Origin of the sequence: Tannockella kyphosi, from assembly GCF_021054785.1 — a bacterium.
GTDB classification, from domain to species: domain Bacteria; phylum Bacillota_I; class Bacilli_A; order Erysipelotrichales; family Coprobacillaceae; genus Tannockella; species Tannockella kyphosi.
This window is the reverse complement of the sequence record NZ_CP088239.1, coordinates 410193-427064: the sequence shown is the minus strand read 5'-3', so window position 1 is coordinate 427064 and position 16872 is coordinate 410193. Positions and strand designations below refer to the sequence as shown.

Annotated in this window: 16 protein-coding genes; 1 reads left to right on the top strand and 15 read right to left on the bottom strand. The window is 31.3% G+C overall.

All coding sequences use genetic code 11. The annotated features are described in order from the left end of the window. Positions 1–7 precede the first annotated feature (7 nt). Positions 8–358, bottom strand: coding sequence for a NusG domain II-containing protein (locus LRR82_RS02255; protein WP_249029894.1), 351 nt, complete (start codon positions 356–358; stop codon positions 8–10). An 89-nt stretch (positions 359–447) separates the two neighbouring features. On the opposite strand from LRR82_RS02255, the gene LRR82_RS02250 reads away from it, so the two are divergent. After that, positions 448–1422, top strand: a complete 975-nt coding sequence (locus LRR82_RS02250) for an FAD:protein FMN transferase (RefSeq protein ID WP_249029893.1) — start codon at positions 448–450, stop codon at positions 1420–1422. A gap of 11 nt (positions 1423–1433) precedes the next feature. Here the strand turns inward: LRR82_RS02250 and LRR82_RS02245 are convergent, their stop codons facing one another. From LRR82_RS02245 to LRR82_RS02180, 14 genes are all read right to left on the bottom strand, one after another. Further along, the gene (locus LRR82_RS02245; protein ID WP_249029892.1) at positions 1434–2231 is read right to left on the bottom strand and encodes an RnfABCDGE type electron transport complex subunit B; all 798 of its coding nucleotides are present in this window, start codon (positions 2229–2231) and stop codon (positions 1434–1436) included. A 9-nt stretch (positions 2232–2240) separates the two neighbouring features. Further along, positions 2241–2816: an electron transport complex protein RnfA gene (locus LRR82_RS02240; RefSeq protein WP_249029891.1), complete on the bottom strand. Its 576-nt coding sequence runs from the start codon at positions 2814–2816 to the stop codon at positions 2241–2243. Between the two features lie 14 nt (positions 2817–2830). Then, complete coding sequence (gene rsxE / locus LRR82_RS02235) at positions 2831–3493, bottom strand: electron transport complex subunit RsxE (RefSeq protein ID WP_249029890.1); 663 nt, start codon at positions 3491–3493, stop codon at positions 2831–2833. Beyond that, positions 3486–4094 (bottom strand): RnfABCDGE type electron transport complex subunit G, encoded by a 609-nt coding sequence (locus LRR82_RS02230; RefSeq protein ID WP_249029889.1) that lies wholly within the window; start codon positions 4092–4094, stop codon positions 3486–3488. Before LRR82_RS02230 ends, rsxE begins: the two co-directional genes overlap by 8 nt. Beyond that, complete coding sequence (locus LRR82_RS02225) at positions 4087–5031, bottom strand: RnfABCDGE type electron transport complex subunit D (RefSeq protein WP_249029888.1); 945 nt, start codon at positions 5029–5031, stop codon at positions 4087–4089. The genes LRR82_RS02230 and LRR82_RS02225 overlap by 8 nt, the downstream gene beginning before the upstream one ends. Next, complete coding sequence (gene rsxC / locus LRR82_RS02220; protein ID WP_249029887.1) at positions 5031–6350, bottom strand: electron transport complex subunit RsxC; 1320 nt, start codon at positions 6348–6350, stop codon at positions 5031–5033. The genes LRR82_RS02225 and rsxC overlap by 1 nt, the downstream gene beginning before the upstream one ends. 247 nt (positions 6351–6597) lie before the next feature. Next, a complete protein-coding gene (locus LRR82_RS02215; protein WP_249029886.1) occupies positions 6598–7434 on the bottom strand; it encodes a prephenate dehydrogenase in 837 nt (278 codons plus the stop codon). Between the two features lie 11 nt (positions 7435–7445). Next, on the bottom strand, positions 7446–8906 hold the full coding sequence (locus LRR82_RS02210; RefSeq protein WP_249029885.1) for a nicotinate phosphoribosyltransferase: 1461 nt from the start codon (positions 8904–8906) through the stop codon (positions 7446–7448). Between the two features lie 75 nt (positions 8907–8981). Beyond that, positions 8982–9284 carry a LysM peptidoglycan-binding domain-containing protein gene (locus LRR82_RS02205; RefSeq protein WP_249029884.1) on the bottom strand — a complete coding sequence of 101 codons (303 nt, stop codon included), beginning with the start codon at positions 9282–9284 and terminating at the stop codon, positions 8982–8984. A gap of 60 nt (positions 9285–9344) precedes the next feature. Beyond that, positions 9345–10025 carry a ribonuclease III gene (gene rnc / locus LRR82_RS02200; protein ID WP_249029883.1) on the bottom strand — a complete coding sequence of 227 codons (681 nt, stop codon included), beginning with the start codon at positions 10023–10025 and terminating at the stop codon, positions 9345–9347. Continuing rightward, positions 10026–11000 carry a phosphate acyltransferase PlsX gene (gene plsX, locus LRR82_RS02195; protein ID WP_249029882.1) on the bottom strand — a complete coding sequence of 325 codons (975 nt, stop codon included), beginning with the start codon at positions 10998–11000 and terminating at the stop codon, positions 10026–10028. 32 nt (positions 11001–11032) lie between these two features. Then, positions 11033–13033, bottom strand: a complete 2001-nt coding sequence (gene recG, locus LRR82_RS02190) for an ATP-dependent DNA helicase RecG (protein WP_249029881.1) — start codon at positions 13031–13033, stop codon at positions 11033–11035. Between the two features lie 85 nt (positions 13034–13118). Further along, on the bottom strand, positions 13119–14816 hold the full coding sequence (locus LRR82_RS02185) for an O-antigen ligase family protein (protein ID WP_249029880.1): 1698 nt from the start codon (positions 14814–14816) through the stop codon (positions 13119–13121). A 62-nt stretch (positions 14817–14878) separates the two neighbouring features. After that, positions 14879–16843 carry a leucine-rich repeat domain-containing protein gene (locus LRR82_RS02180; protein ID WP_249029879.1) on the bottom strand — a complete coding sequence of 655 codons (1965 nt, stop codon included), beginning with the start codon at positions 16841–16843 and terminating at the stop codon, positions 14879–14881. Positions 16844–16872: the final 29 nt, after the last annotated feature.

Sequence of the window (16872 nt, the reverse complement as noted above, 5' to 3'; positions counted from 1 at the left end):
TTCTCACCTACTTTGCAACTGCATCAATTTGTGTATCATTTCCTTCGATACTAACGATTACCTGGTTTGGTAAACAAATAATACTTTCTCCCACCAATTCTATTTCACCTTGTTGAATGCATAAATGATCAGGACAGTCAGCACTCACCATGGATACTTTTCCATCCTCAATACAAATCACATTACAGTCATCAATTACTATTTCTTGATTTTCTGTAATATCATATTCCCCAAAGAATTCTCCTTGTACACTAATAATAACACTAGTTCCTGGCGACGTGAAAACAACTAAGTATAAAGATACGATACTTGCTAGTAAAACTATTCCTATTATTAATATCCAATCATTTCTTTTCATTTTATACCTCTTTTTAAGTTTAACACATTTTTATAATATTGCCCAAGCTTCTTTGAAACATGATATAATATTAAAAAGGAAGTGATTTCATGAGAAAAATAAATATTATCTTACTTTGTTTGATAACCATCCATCTAACTGGTTGTTCTCAAAGTGACCCTATATCAAAGAGTGCTTTTTTATTAGATACAATTATCACAATTCAAATATATGACAGTGATGATGAATCCTTATTAGATGGTGCTATTGATATCTGTGCATATTATGAAAGTCTTTGGTCTCAAAGTATTGAGACTAGTGAAGTTAGTATCTTAAATAATGCTAATGGTAATACAGTTAGTCTTAGTGATGAAACTATTTATTTATTACAAACAGCTATTGAATATAGTCAATTAACTAATGGAATGTTTGATATTACAGTGAAACCATTAAGTGATTTATGGGACTTTACAGGAGAAGATCCTAGTGTCCCTAGTCAAGAAGAAATAGAGGAAGCTATCACACTAGTGGATTACACTTGTATTCAAATAGAAGGAAATGATGTCACTTTATTAAATAGCCAAGCAAGTATTGAATTAGGAGCTCTTGCAAAAGGCTATATTAGTGATCAAATAAAGATTTATCTACAAGATAATGGTGTTACGAGTGCTATTATTAATTTAGGTGGGAATATTCTTACTATTGGTCAAAATACGGATAAAAATAATTTTAATATTGCGATACAAGTTCCTTTTGAAGAAAATGAAATGATTGGTTATTTAGAAATAAATGATTTATCTGTTGTTACTTCTGGTATTTATGAAAGATATTTTGAAAGCAATGACACTATATATCATCATATTTTAGATCCTTATACCGGTTATCCTATCGACAATGATTTACTGAGTGTTACTATTATCTGTGATAATTCTTTACAAGCAGATGTATTAAGTACCGTTTGTTTATCACTTGGTTTAAACCAAGCAATAACATTAATAGAAAGTCTTGATAATGTAGAGGCTATCTTTATTGATAAAGATTATCAAATTACTCAAACAAATGAAAATTTATTAAAATATAGCTAGTGACTAACTAGCTATATTTCTTTTAAACATTTTTTTGGACACTTTTCAATACATAATCCACAATGAGTACATTTATCTTCATCAATAACTGGTAAGTTATCTACCATCGTAATGGCCCCTTGCTCGCAAACCCTAGCACACATTCCACAGCCTATACAACCAACTGTACAACTAACCATTACTTCTTTTCCTTTTCCTTTTGAATTACAAACCACCTTTGTTGATTCTTTTTGTTTTACTAATGAAATTAATCCTTGTGGACAAACACCAACACACTGCCCACATGCTTTACATAAATCTTTATTAATTACTGCTATGCCATTAACAATTTCAATAGCACCAAAAGAACAAGCATCTTTACATGTTCCAAAACCTAAGCATCCATAATTACATGTTTTAGGTCCACCATTTGCGATTGTTTTTACCATCTGACAATTAGCTTGACCCGTATATACATAGTCTTGTTTTGCCTTATCACATGTACCACCACAATGAACAAATGCAACCAATGGTTCTTTTTGTGTCGCATCTTGGCCCATAATTGCACCAATCATTGCCGCTACGCTACTTCCACCAACTGGACAACCATCAATTTTAGCATTACCATCCACAATTGCACCCGCTAAATTAGCACATCCTGGATATCCACAACCACCACAATTATTACCTGGCAATTCTTGGGTAATTGCTTCCACCCTTTCGTCTACCTCAACATATAACTTCTTTCCAGCAACTTCTAAAAAGATAGCAATAAATAATCCTATTCCTGCTACAATGATAGCAGTCATTATTATTGTCATTATATCCATTGTCATCACCTAAATTAATCCCGAAAAGCCATAAAAGGCTATTGCCATTAACCCTGAGGTAATTAGCACAATCGGAGTTCCTTTCCAAGAAGGTAGGAAGGTATTATATTCAATTCGTTCACGAATACCTGCCATAATCACTATTGCAATCGTAAAACCTATTGCTGTAAAGAATCCATTTACAACAGAAAGCATAATAGAATAACCATTTTGTACATTCGTAATAGCAACACCTAATACTGCACAGTTTGTAGTAATTAAAGGTAAATAAACACCCAATGATAAATGCAAACTAGGCATTGATTTCTTTAAAAACATTTCTACAAACTGTACTAAACATGCAATCACTAAAATAAATACAATCGTTTGTAAAAACTCAAAACCTAGTGGAGATAATACAAACTGATAAATCACACTAGTTACAAAAGAAGCCAATGTTAATACAAAAATAACTGCTCCACCCATTCCTAGTGCCGTTTCTACTTTTTTAGAAACCCCTAAAAAAGGACACAACCCTAAAAACTGACTAAGTACTACATTATTTACGAGGGCAGCACCAATTGTCACCGCTAATATATTTTCCATATTATTTCCTCCCCCTATTTATGACTAGCACATTTATTAGCACATGTTAAACATCCTTGGTTACATGCTAATTTATCGGTTAGTTTATTTTTTGTTTTCATTTTATTTTGAAATGCTGTTAAGCACCCTACCACAAAGAATGCTCCTGGTGCTAAAACAAAAATCGTAATCGGTTCATAAAAACTAGGCATAATCGTTTGTCCAAAGATCGTTCCATTTCCCAATATTTCTCGAACCATTGCAATACTTGTTAACCCTAAAGTAAATCCTAAGCCCATTCCTAATCCATCAAAGATAGATGGAATAACTGGGTTTTTAGAAGCATAACTCTCTGCTCTTCCTAGAATAATACAATTAACTACAATTAACGGTATATAAATACCTAGTGAATCATATAGCGAAGGGACAAATCCTTCCAATAAAAATTCAACCATTGTTACAAATGAAGCAACCACTACTATAAAAGCTGGTACCCTTTGATTCGAAGGAATAATCTTACGTAACATTGAAATCATTAGATTTGACATAACCAAAACTACAGTCGTAGTAAGTCCCATCCCTAATCCATTGATAGCACTTGTTGTAACTGCTAATGTTGGGCACATCCCTAACATTAATACAAACGTAGGATTTTCTTTAACTAGACCATTATTTAAACGTTCTACACATTTATTCATTGTTAAATCCTCCTAAAATATCTTCAAAACATAACAAACAAGCATTAACACCACTAGTCACTGCTTCACTAGTAACTGTTGCTCCACTAATTGCCTGAATTTGATTATCTTCACTAACTGTCGTTTTCACAACCTCAAAACTATCCACAACTTTTTCATTAAACTGATCTTTAAATGCATCTTCAGTAGCATTCATTCCTAGTCCCGCCGTTTCACTTATCGATAAAATAGATATTGCATTTACAACGCCTTCCTTTGTTATTCCGACTGAATAAGTAATATCTCCACCATATCCATCATGACTAGTAATCGTAAAAACATATCCTACAAAATCATCTTGATCATAAGCCAACATTATTTCATCCATAGTCTTTGAACTATAAGTTACCTCTATTATATTATTCACTTCCTCTAAATCAATATCCATTTCTTCAAAATAACTAGCACTACTAAAAACCTCTAAATAAGCTTCTTGCTTTGCTTCTTCATTTGCTTTAGCAATAGGTTCTTTTGTTACTTCATAAGTAATCCCTAAGGCTAAACCTGCTATTAATGTAATACATGTTAAAATAACTGTATTTTTAATCATTGACTTATCCATTTTTAGGCCCTCCTTTTCCAAAAGGCTTAGGAATAGATATTTTATCAATAAGAGGTACTAATAAATTAGCAAAAATAATCGCATAAGAAACACCTTCACTAGATGCTCCAAAAATCCTAAAAATACCAATTAACAAACCTATAATAATCCCGAAGATGATTCTACCTTGATCACTAATTGGAGAAGTAACATAATCAGTAGCCATAAACCAAGCACCTAACATAATTCCTCCTGAACATAATTGACATAAAAGATAATGAATATCAAGCGAAGAACTACCAAACAATAAAATAAAAGCACTAAAAGAAACTAATATACTTACAGGTATCGTAAGTCTGATAACCTTTTTATAAACTAAGAAAGCTGCTCCTAGTAAAATTGCAATCACTGAAGTTTCACCAATTGTTCCAGGTATTGTCCCAACAAACAAATCCATCAAATCAAAAGAAGACAATATCCCATCTGTTTTCAACTCTGCTAGTGGTGTAGCACCACTAAAAGCATCATAACTAAAATCTGTCATATAACTAGTAAACGAGATCACCAAAAAGCATCTAGCACCTAATGCTGGATTCATAAAATTTTGTCCTAAACCACCAAACAACATTTTAACAACAACAATTGCAAATGCACCACCTAAAATACCTATCCACCAAGGAGCACTTACAGGTAAGTTAATCGCTAATAATAATCCTGTTAAAAATGCACTACCATCTTTAATAGTTATTGGTAGATGTAATATTTTTTCATAAAAATATTCAAAAAATACAGTACTTCCAATAGTTAGTACTAATAAAATCACGGCATCTAACCCAAAGTAAACAACCCCAAATAATGTGGTAGGTAATAAGGCTAAGATAACATACTGCATAATTTTATTTGTAGTTAACGTATCACGAATATGTGGAGAAGATGAAATATGATATTGATGTTCCATTACTTTTTCCCCCTATTCTTAGCAATTATTTGTTTCTTTGCATTACTAATAGATTGTTTTAAATGTTTTTTAGCCGGACAAACATAAGAACAACTACCACATTCAATACATTCTAATCCATGATAATCCATAAATCCTTGTTGATCCCCATTTTCAGCTGCCTTAGCAAGACGAGATGGAACTAATTTACTTGGACAAACAGAAACACAACGTCCACAATTAATACAAACACTACTTTCGCACATGGATACAACATCTTCATGTAAACAAACAATTGAAGAAGATGTTTTAGTAAAAGGAGTATCCAAATGGAAAATACTAAATCCCATCATTGGTCCACCACTAATGATTTTACTAGGTGTTAGAACAAATCCTCCCGTTTGATCAATTAACTCTTGATGTGTCATCCCTACCGAAATTAGATAATTACCAGGAGATTGTAAACAATCACCTGATAAAGTCAATATTCTTTGATAAGCTGGTATACCATCGATAACCGCTTTTTTTATAGCAATAAAACTTTCTACATTATTTACAATACATCCAACATCATTAGGTAACATCGAACTATTTAACTTACGACCTGTAATTGCATGAATTAATTGTCTTTCTCCTCCTTGAGGATATTTAGTTACTAAAGGAATTACCTTAATATTATCTTTATCCTTGCACTTATCTTGTAATAGTGCAATACAATCCATTTTATTATCTTCAATACCTATATAAGCTACTGCTTTATCAAACAATTTTAAAACAACTTCTATCCCTAACAAAAATTCATCACTAGCTTCTAACATACAACGATAATCAGCTGTAATATAAGGTTCACACTCTGCTGCATTCACAATCAAACAATCAATTGCTTCTGGGTTTTTAGGCGCAAGTTTAACATGACTAGGAAAACCAGCTCCACCCATACCAACAACACCAGCATTTTTAATACGTTCTAATATTTCTTCCTTTTCTACATTTTCCAACAACCTAGAATCAAAAGAAACATGTTCATATAGATGATTGTTTTCAATTTCAATACATTGAACTTGAAAGCCAGTAGTACTAAAACTACTTTTTATCCCCTTCACTTTACCTGATACACTAGAATGCACATTAGCCGAAACAAACCCTCCAGCTTCTGCAATTAGTTGACCAACTAATACTTCATCCCCCTTTTCCACTAAAGGTATAGCGGGAGCTCCAATATGTTGTGATAATGGAATAAGAACAATATCACCAGGTAAAACTTCCTTTATTTCATGGTTTTTAGCGATATCTTTAAAATCACCAGGATGGATTCCACCCTCAAAACTAAGATGCTTCATAAATACCTCCCCAAATCCTCTTATAATTAAACTATACTCCTCTATTTTCACAAATTCAATACCTAAAAACATAGATTTTATCTATATTTTCAAGAATTCATAATTAATTTTTTAACAAGCAATTGTCTAACTTCAAGTTAAATATTTAACGTGTAAAAAGGTATATATTATAAGCTTTTTCAAGAATGTAACCGCTACAACATTGACATTTAAAAAAACTAACCCTTTTCAAGTTAGTTTTTCTATTTTAAAACTTTTTTTCTAAATTTTGACGACGAAGAGAAGATTCTCTGAATTTTTCTTTTAATCCTTGTTCATCTTTAGTATGAATGAAGTCTTTTATTTCATCTAGTTCCTTTTCAAACAAAGCAATTGACTGTAATAAATACTCTTTATTATTTAAAAATAACTCAGCCCACAAATCTTCATTAATATTTGCAATTCTTGTTAAATCACGATAAGAATCTCCAATATATTTTACTGTATCATATTTTTGATGATCACTATTAATTAATGCAACAGCAATCGCATGAGGCAATTGAGAAGTAAAAGAGATAATCTCATCATGTGCTTCTGGAGACATAATTTTAACACTTTTAAATCCTAAAGACGCAACAAACTTCTCCATAAAAGAAATTGTTTCTTTTTTATTTTCTAAATGTTCTATTAAAATATAATTAGCGTTTTGAAATACTTCCTTACTAGCATATAAAAACCCTTTTTTCTCTCTACCAGCCATTGGATGTCCACTAACAAACTCTACATCAGAATCAATCAATTTCAATGCTTCTTCTAGAAAATAAGACTTAATTCCAACTGCATCACTAATAATACTCCCTTTTTTAAAAGTCATACTTTTAATAAAATCTAATACTAAAGTAGGATATAAGCAGATAATCGTTAAATCACTTTTACTAACAATATCACTACCATCTATAAATCCATCTTTAATATAACCACCTTGTTTTGCCATATCTAAAGTTTCTTGGTTTGTATCAACTCCATAAACTTCATATCCTAACCCATCTAGTGCTTTTACAAAACTTCCTCCAATAACACCTAAACCTACAACAGTTACAATCATTTTATTCTCCATTATTTACGTTTTTGTTCTAACATTTTAATTTTATAATCTAATAATTCTTTTGTTAAGTCTACATAGTAGCTATGAGGATATTCTAAACGGAATATTTCATCCCATAATAATTCTTTTTGTGCGACACTATATTCTCTAATTTCTTGAAGGGTATATTGTGGATAGACACATTTTCCATCAATGAAAACATCTTCTTGTAGTGATTTTGCAAAATAAGTATTTGCTTCTAATGTTTTTGATTTCCATACATTGGTTTGATGATAGATTACTAAATCTTTAGTTGGATCGATTATTTGATCATGGAATGTCATTAAGTCTGCAATTGCCTTATTCGTTTCCTTTTCAAATAAACGATATAATTTCTTATATCCAGGATTTGTGATTTTTTCTGTGTTTTCAGAAATCTTAATTTTAGGAACAATTTCTCCATCTTTTTCTAAAGCTACTAACTTATAAACACCACCAAATACAGGTGAACTACGAGAAACAATTAAGTTTTCACCAATACCAAATGAATCTAATTTAGCACCTTGATCTAAAATAGAACGTACTAAATATTCATCTAATGAATTAGATGCACTAATCATAACATCTGTTAATCCTACTATATCTAACATCATTCTTGCTCTTTTTGATAAATAAGAAATATCTCCACTATCTAAACGTATACCTTTTAGTTTTTTACCCATTGGCGCTAATACTTCTTTTGCAATTTTAATAGCATTTGGTACTCCACTCTTTAATGTATCATAAGTATCTACTAATAAGATACAATCATCACTATATACTTTCGCAAAAGCTTCAAATGCTTCATATTCACTATCAAAAGATTGCACAAATGAATGAGCCATCGTACCTACTACAGGGATATTAAACATTTTACCTGCCGAAAGAGTTGCCGTTGCACTAACCCCTCCTATATAAGCTGCCCTTGCCCCATAAGTAGCACTATCATATCCTTGTGCTCTTCTTGCACCAAATTCAAATACTGGTCTCCCTTTTGCTTCTTGAACAATACGAGATGCTTTGGTTGCAATTAATGATTGGTGATTTACAGTTACTAATAATAATGTTTCAATTAACTGTGCCTCAATGATGGTTGCTTTAATGGTGATTAATGGTTCGTTAGGAAATACTGGAGTCCCCTCTTTTATCGCATAAACAGATCCATTAAACTTAAAAGTTCGTAAATATTCAAAGAACTCATCATCAAACTTATGTAAAGAGGCAAGATATTCAATATCTCCCTCACTAAAATGAAGCTGTTCAATACATTCTATTAATTGTTGTAATCCAGCGAAAATTGCAAATCCTGCATCATCAGGATTTTTACGATAAAACATATCAAAATATACAATTCTATCCTTATTCCCTTGTTTAAAATAATTGTATGACATCGTTAATTCATACAAATCCATTAACAATGTTAAATTTCTTTTACTTCCAACATAATTACCCATGTTCTTCCCCTTACAATTAATGATTTTCTCTATCATACTCTTTTTTTTAAAAAAAATCCATTCCTAATCACATTTTTAGAAATATAATCCATACCCATTTCTATTATTATTTATACAATCATATACTACCGGTACTAATAACTCTTGTCCTGGCTGTATTTTACAAGCCATATCTAACTGATTAAAACATAAAATGATTTCTGGTTGTGTTTGAAACATTTTCGCTAATTGATATAAGTTATCTCCAGGTTGCACTACATATAAGAAAATATCTCCTACTTTTTGATAGCCTGGTTTGCTATTTCTAGGATTTTTCTCTACCTCTCTAGGTATTGGCATTTGATTATCAAACATCATATTCATATAATTATTATACATTTTATCCCCTCCAACATAAAATATGTAAAAAAAAGATAATAGAATAGGCGTATGCCTCTATTATCTTGCCATTTTTTCTAATGCTGATTTTGCTGCTTGTTGCTCTGCTTTTTTCTTACTAGTTCCCGTTCCTTCTCCTAAAATCATTTCATCCATTTTAACAGCTACATTAAATACAGGAGCATTGGAAGGACCAATACAAGATAGTAATTGATAATTTACTGTTTTACGAGAATCTGCTTGTACTAATTCTTGAAGTGTTGTTTTATAATCTGTAATATTGTCATAATGGATATCGGTAACATGACTATAAATAGTACGATCTAATATTTTTAAAACTTCAACTTGTCCACAATCTAAATTAATTGCTCCCATAAAAGCTTCAAAGACATTTGCTAAAACACTATCTCGATTATCTCCACCACTATTCTTTTCACCTGTTCCTAGTAAAATACAAGGACCTAAATCTAATTCTCTAGCAAATCTAGCTAAAGATTCTTCACGGACTAACTTAGAACGTAATGTCGTTAATTGTCCTTCCGGAATATCCTTATATAAATCAAATAAGTAGACAGATACATAGTATTGTAATACTGCATCTCCTAAAAACTCCAAACGCTCATAATCATGCATTCCATGACCTCTTTCATTTGAATAAGAAGGATGTGTAAACGCCTCTACATATAAATGGATATCTTTATAGGGAATACCTAATTTATTTAATAATACACTTATTTCCATTTATTCTAACCCTGCCTTAATTTTTGATGTTACATCATTTTCTACCATGTTTGCAGTTAAAATAATACCATTTTCAAAAGCCACTGCATTACTTGCTCCATGTGCTTTTACGATTGGTTTTTCAAAACCAATCAAAAGAGCACCACCAGCACTATCTGCATCAAACGTATGTTTTAAAGAACGTAATGCTCCTTTTGAAAATAATGCACCTATTTTTGAAATAGTATTCGCCATCATATTTTCTTTTAATCCTTGCATTAATAATGCTGAAGCCCCTTCAAAAGACTTCATACACACATTTCCAGTAAATCCATCTGTTACAACAATATCTACATCACCATCTAAAATATGTTTTCCTTCAATATTACCTATAAAATGAATTCCTTCTTTTTCTTGTAATAGATGATAGGCTGCTCGATGCATGTCATCTCCTTTGTGTTCTTCTGTACCAATATTTAATAAACCAACTTTTGGTTTTTCAATATTCAACACATTCTTTGCATATACATTTCCCATCACTGCAAAAGAAACTAATTGTTCTGGTGTATTATCACTATTAGCACCTACATCTAACATTAAAATACCTTTACCATCTAATGTCGGCATACGAGCCATTAAACATGACTTTTCAACACCTGCTATTCTTTTTACAAATAACATTGCACTAGCATAAAATGCCCCCGTATTTCCACTAGACACAACGCCATCTACTTCCCCATTTTTAGCAAGCATCATCGCACGGACCATACTTGATTCTTTTTTACGACGAATTGCCATAATATTTTCTGTCATTTCTAATACTTCATTTGCTTCTACTAATGTTACTTTTGGATGATCCTTTAATGCTGATAACTCATCCAATTTCCCTACTACATATAACTCTACATTATCATTCTTTTTTAAGAATGATAAACAAGCTTCCACTACTACTGGACTTCCTAAATCTCCAGACATTGCATCAATCGCTAATTTCATTATCTTCACCCCTATTACCGTATTATAACATATTAATCTATATATTGATTATTCTTTTCTAATTGTTTTCTTATTTTTTCTAACAACAATAACCATCTACTATCTTGACTATTTCTTTCAAAAAAGTCAACTACATCTTTTCTAGCCAATTCCAAAATAACCATGTCTTTTGACAAATCCCCTAATGAAAAACTAGGTAAACCACTTTGTCTATTTCCAAGCATATCCCCTGGTCCTCTTAAAGATAAATCATACTTTGAAATTTCAAAACCATTGTGACAAGTTTCTAAGAAAGATAATCTTTCTTTCGATAGTTCCTGACTACTAGTAGATAGCAAATAACAATAGCCTTGTTCTTTCCCTCTACCTACTCTTCCTCTTAACTGATGCAACTGACTTAATCCAAATCTCTCGGCATTATAAATAACAATCCTATTTGCATTCTTTACATCAATTCCTACTTCTATCACTGTAGTAGAAACTAAAATTCGTATCTCATTATTTTTAAATTTATCCATGATTTCATTTTTTTGACTATCTTGTATTTTACCATGTAATAATCCTATTTGATAACGATCTTTAAAATAAGAAACCATTCCATCATAAATAGATTGAACATCTCTACATTCAATTGCTTCACTTTTATCTATTAAAGGACAAACCACATAACATTGCCCTCCTTTTTGTAAATATTCGTCTATTTCAGTTAAAATAGGCTTCATCGATGTAGATGCAACTACTTTAGTAATAATTTCTTTTCTCCCTTGTGGCATTGTTTCTATCGTAGAAACATCCATGTCCCCATAAAAACTAATTGCTAAGGTACGAGGAATAGGCGTTGCTGACATAATTAAAAAGTCTACTTGTACTCCTTTGTCTTTTAAAGCTTTCCTTTGTTTTACACCAAAACGATGTTGTTCATCTGTTACAATAAATCCTAAATTTTGATAAACCACTTTTTCTTGAAACAAAGCATGTGTACCTACTAATACATCTATTTGACCATTTAAAAGCCTCTGATAAATATCTTCTTTTTGTTTAGCAGTATGACTACCTACTAATAGTTCCACTTGTAAGCCTTTGTTTTTAAAGGTATGACATAGTGAATCATATAGCTGTGCTGCTAATACTTCTGTAGGTGCCATAAAAGCCCCTTGAAAACCAGCTAAATAATTAGCATATATTCCTATCGTCGCAACAATTGTCTTCCCACTACCTACATCTCCTTGTAAAAAACGATACATCGTTTTATCACTCTGTAAGTCTTTTAAAATATCTTCCACCGCTTCTAATTGATCACCCGTTAATTCAAAAGACAAATCTTTTATAAATGATTGCAATTTATGAATATCATATTCTTTAGATATTCCTTTCGTTTTGGTTATTTGAGATGTCGTATATTGCATTGTTAATTGAAAATAAAAGAATTCACGATACTTTAAATAACGTATTGCTTGACGGATATCTTCCTGTACTTCTGGAAAATGTATTTTATAAATAGCTTCATACTTAGATAGTAAACGATACTTTTGAACACACGATACAGGAATATCTTCTTCTATCATTTGATATTGCATTGCTTTTTTTATATAAGATTGTAGCATCTTTGCATTAATACCTTCTTTTAAAGAATAGATAGGAGTAATCGCACTACACTGATCAATTGGCTTTAAATAAATATCACTAGCCACTAAACTAGCTTTTCTAGCATCATATTTTCCAGTCAAAGTAATCTTCATTCCTTCCACCATACTTTTAGCTAAGAAATGACGATTAAAAAGAGTTACTTTAATTCGTTGTTCTTCATATAAAACAGTAAAAAACAACCTAGAAACACGACTATGAAAATAAGTTTGTGGCTTTTCTAACAAAATAGCTTCTATCGTACATTTTTCTTGTGTTAGAGGTGTAGCTTCTAAAATAGCATAACGATAAGGATAATAAAGATATAAATCTTCTATTGTTTGAATACCCATTTGATGTAAAATATCAATTTTATCTTGTCTTATTTTCAATAGCTTTAACTCATCCATGATTTCACCTCTTTTACAAATATTATCATATTACATTAGGATATACCAATAAAACTTCTTGTTAGTATATAACAAGAAGTTAGTATTAATTGGTATAACAATAATAAATGTATTCAGAAGGTAATTCTAAATCAGGTTGATCAGTTATTTTGTATGCTAAAGAAGATGTATTATTTTCCACTTCTTCTAACATAGTAGGTATCGATTGTAATATTCCTGTACAATACATAACCCCTTCCATATCTCCACTATCATTATATAAATCTTTAAATATCACTAACATTTCTATCAACTCTTTATATGCATCTAAATCATACTTAGATAATTCAATTTGTTTCAGCTTATTCTCTACTGTATCTTCCACCATTCCTGACTTAAAATACCAATCGGCTTTAGCACGATAACTTAACATATTATCATCACCATTATCTAAAATCTTATTTGCATATTCATTAGCTTCATCCACATCCACTGTATTATATATTTTATCCATATAAATACGACTATTCATCGAAAAAAGTGTTAACGACAAGTCATCTTGATTCATGTATTCTAAAAACAAAGCACTACCCATATAACCAGAAAACAAAATACTTACAACTGCAAATCCATAGACCACCTTATTCTTTACTGTAATCTGCTTTATTTTACTTTTCTTCTTTTTATTTATCACTTTAGATATAGGTTGATAATCTAGCACTAATATGAAAATTAGAAAGATTGAAATATACTGAAGATGAAAGTCTAACAAAGTATGTAAAGAAATAAATAAAGCAATCATCCGAAACATAGAGCAATTTTCTTTTGATGTTATTGCACGATAAGCAAGCAATATAAATAAAACTCCCGCAACCCATCCAACATCTAAAAACAATTGCAAAAAATCATTATGAACATAGGCCACATTATAAACACCTGTTTGAAAGCTTCCTTGTAAAAACTGATAACCCATATATCCCAAGCCAAGCGGATTCGAAAAAATAACCGGTAATGCATCTATTACATATAAAATACGTCCAACAAAAGTACTTGACGATAAAGATGCCGTAAGATATCGACCAATAGTTCCTATTTCACCATTAAAAACCACCCATGCCAAAGAAAACATCCATCCAATTGCTAAAATAACACCCAACACGATACCATTTCTTCTAGTTTCTTTTAAAAAACAAGACATCAACAAACTCAATACCATCAATATCATTCCAGTTCTACTACCCGACATAAATAATCCACCCATTAAGACCACACAATAGATATAATATAACTTATTTTTGTCTTCTTTTTGGTGTACTAAAACAATCAAACCAATCAATAAAAACAAAGCAAAAGTATTTGGGTATTGAAATAATCCTGCATATCGACCACTAACATTAAAAAAGCTATCCAACCCTTCAAAAAAAGAAACAAAAAATGAAAACATCGTCATCAATACCCCACAAATTGGTATTGTTTTTAATATGTTTTCTTTCTCTTCTTTTTCTAACTTTGCCACTAATAAAACAATTGGAATAAGTGGCAAATATTTTACAAATCCAATAATACCCATACTAATATCAGTAGAAAATGGTATCACTAGTAAATACATCATAACAATAATAATAACACTATAAATAGTCTTATCCTTATTAAAAGTAAATTTATCTTTAGAAGCAAACAACAAACAACCTGTAAAATATATAGTCAGCAACCCTGATGCAAACTCAAAATATCCTCCTATCAATACCAAAGATAGAAAAAAGCCTATTTTTATCAGGTTATAAAAATGAATCTCTTTTAACATAGTTATCTCCTCTTTACAAATAGAAGCCTCATAGTTTTAAAACTACGAGGCAATTCTTTTGTTTAATTCATTGATCTTTTCTTACGTAATATGTAAATAGCTCCTAATGACATTATTGCACATACTACAAAAGTATAGTTAAATGTATCTCCTGTAGCAGGTACCGATATACCATCATCAGCTTCAGCATATCCTACTGCATAACTTGAGAAGTGAGTAGCTTCAAATGTAACCACTCCATTTACTTCATCGTAATTTAAAACTTCTACTTCTTCAACATCTCCATTATCTGCTAAATAGTAGATAACTAAATTTTCTGCTACTTCTCCGTCTGCTAAAACATAAGGAATGGATACTGTAACAACACCCAATCCAAATGTAGAAACTGTAGTTCCTTCTTCATCAATAATTGAAAAATCAAATACTGGTCTATCTCCAATTAACTCTTTTATATCACTACTTAAAATAGCAGTATCTACTGTTTCCACATTAAATGTAATTACACCAGAAGTACTAGCTGATATTGTTTCTAATGTTGCTTTATCCAATGATAATGATGCAATTCCACATTCAACTACCACTTCTTCCACATCACTAGCTATTAATGTATCAATAGCTTCACTTGAAACTTTCACTTTTACTGTCTCAACATCATTTGTAACATCTACCGCAATAGTTACTGTTTTTTCAGAGCTATTCACTAAGCCAGAAATTGCATCATCACTAACAACTACGTTTGCAGCTGTATCTACTATCGTAGGTGATACCGTTACAGTAGCAACACTGCCTGTTGTATCACTTTCTGGTATTCCTATTGAAGGATCCCAAGCAACCCAAGTGATATCACCACTATAGTTACCTTTAATCACTTCATCCCATGAACTATCCCCTTCTGGATAATATACAGTTGCAGTTAAACCAGAGAAAGTTCCTTCACGAATTAAATAAGGCTCCTCATCTGTATCACTATAATAGAAGTATTCTTCTTTTGCTAATGTAGCAGCTGATCCACTAAAATATATGGAACTAAGATTAGTACACCCTGTAAAAGAATATTCATCAAATATTATTGAATCTCCCTCGAATAACAATGTATCTAGGTTTGTACAATTATAGAAAGCATTACCGAAAACATTATCAACACTTTCCGGTATTTCAATAACTCTTGGTGTATTGTCACCCACAAATGCAAAATAACCAATGGCTGTTACCGTATCTGGAATAACTACCTCATCTCCTGCTTGATAAGTACTAGCAGCTAGTGTAACGCAAGTATCCAACGTATACCCTTCTACAATATCTCCGTTAGAAATATAATTTCCTGTATCGCTCGTAATTACTTCTACCAAATTATCACCCGATGCTTTAAAAGTATATAAATTTTCAAAATCAGAAATGTCAATTGTTGATATTTTTGAATTTGAACAATCCAATTCATATAATTCATCTACATTCGACAAATCTAAACTAGAAATAGATGTACCGTGTATAGATATATACGTAAGATTTTTACTATCTGAAATATCCAATGTTGTCATATTTGGATTGTTAGATACATCCAAAGAATATAAAGACACCATTCCAGTCAAATCTAATTCAGAAATGCTAGTACCATTTACAAAAAGACTACCCAAATTGGTAAGCCCTGAAATATCAAGTGATTTTATCCCTGAACAATCAAGAATACTTATTCCTCTTAGGTTTTTCAATGATGTCAAATCCAATTCAACTTCACTGTCGCTTGTAATGCCATAAGCTGAAAAGCCAGCAATATTAGGTAGCAAATCTAATCCTGTGAAATCTTTCATTCCCTCTTTGTACTCTACATAATAAATAGACGATTGTTCATTTGAACTTAAAACCCCATCATTATCCCAATCGCATTCAGATAACATCTCCCTCACTAATGCATCCGGAAATACAGATTCAGTAATCTCAATATTCGACGATGTGTCATCCTCTGCAAATATGGATAACGGTGAAAATACTAATTGTATAACTAATACTAAAGCAAAGATCTTTTTCATTTTCTATTCCTCCCATTTCTTTACCATGG

Excerpts from the sequence above, each read along its gene's own strand:
- rsxC (WP_249029887.1), bottom strand. The coding sequence starts at position 6,350 with ATGAAGCATCTTAGTTTTGAGGGTGGAATCCATCCTGGTGATTTTAAA.
- rsxE (WP_249029890.1), bottom strand. The coding sequence starts at position 3,493 with ATGAATAAATGTGTAGAACGTTTAAATAATGGTCTAGTTAAAGAAAAT.
- rnc (WP_249029883.1), bottom strand. The coding sequence starts at position 10,025 with ATGGAAATAAGTGTATTATTAAATAAATTAGGTATTCCCTATAAAGAT.
- LRR82_RS02255 (WP_249029894.1), bottom strand. The coding sequence starts at position 358 with ATGAAAAGAAATGATTGGATATTAATAATAGGAATAGTTTTACTAGCA.
- LRR82_RS02225 (WP_249029888.1), bottom strand. The coding sequence starts at position 5,031 with ATGGAACATCAATATCATATTTCATCTTCTCCACATATTCGTGATACG.
- LRR82_RS02210 (WP_249029885.1), bottom strand. The coding sequence starts at position 8,906 with ATGGGTAATTATGTTGGAAGTAAAAGAAATTTAACATTGTTAATGGAT.
- LRR82_RS02245 (WP_249029892.1), bottom strand. The coding sequence starts at position 2,231 with ATGGATATAATGACAATAATAATGACTGCTATCATTGTAGCAGGAATA.
- plsX (WP_249029882.1), bottom strand. The coding sequence starts at position 11,000 with ATGAAATTAGCGATTGATGCAATGTCTGGAGATTTAGGAAGTCCAGTA.
- recG (WP_249029881.1), bottom strand. The coding sequence starts at position 13,033 with ATGGATGAGTTAAAGCTATTGAAAATAAGACAAGATAAAATTGATATT.
- LRR82_RS02185 (WP_249029880.1), bottom strand. The coding sequence starts at position 14,816 with ATGTTAAAAGAGATTCATTTTTATAACCTGATAAAAATAGGCTTTTTT.
- LRR82_RS02215 (WP_249029886.1), bottom strand. The coding sequence starts at position 7,434 with ATGATTGTAACTGTTGTAGGTTTAGGTGTTATTGGAGGAAGTTTTGTA.
- LRR82_RS02230 (WP_249029889.1), bottom strand. The coding sequence starts at position 4,094 with ATGGATAAGTCAATGATTAAAAATACAGTTATTTTAACATGTATTACA.
- LRR82_RS02205 (WP_249029884.1), bottom strand. The coding sequence starts at position 9,284 with ATGTATAATAATTATATGAATATGATGTTTGATAATCAAATGCCAATA.
- LRR82_RS02240 (WP_249029891.1), bottom strand. The coding sequence starts at position 2,816 with ATGGAAAATATATTAGCGGTGACAATTGGTGCTGCCCTCGTAAATAAT.
- LRR82_RS02180 (WP_249029879.1), bottom strand. The coding sequence starts at position 16,843 with ATGAAAAAGATCTTTGCTTTAGTATTAGTTATACAATTAGTATTTTCA.
- LRR82_RS02250 (WP_249029893.1), top strand. The coding sequence starts at position 448 with ATGAGAAAAATAAATATTATCTTACTTTGTTTGATAACCATCCATCTA.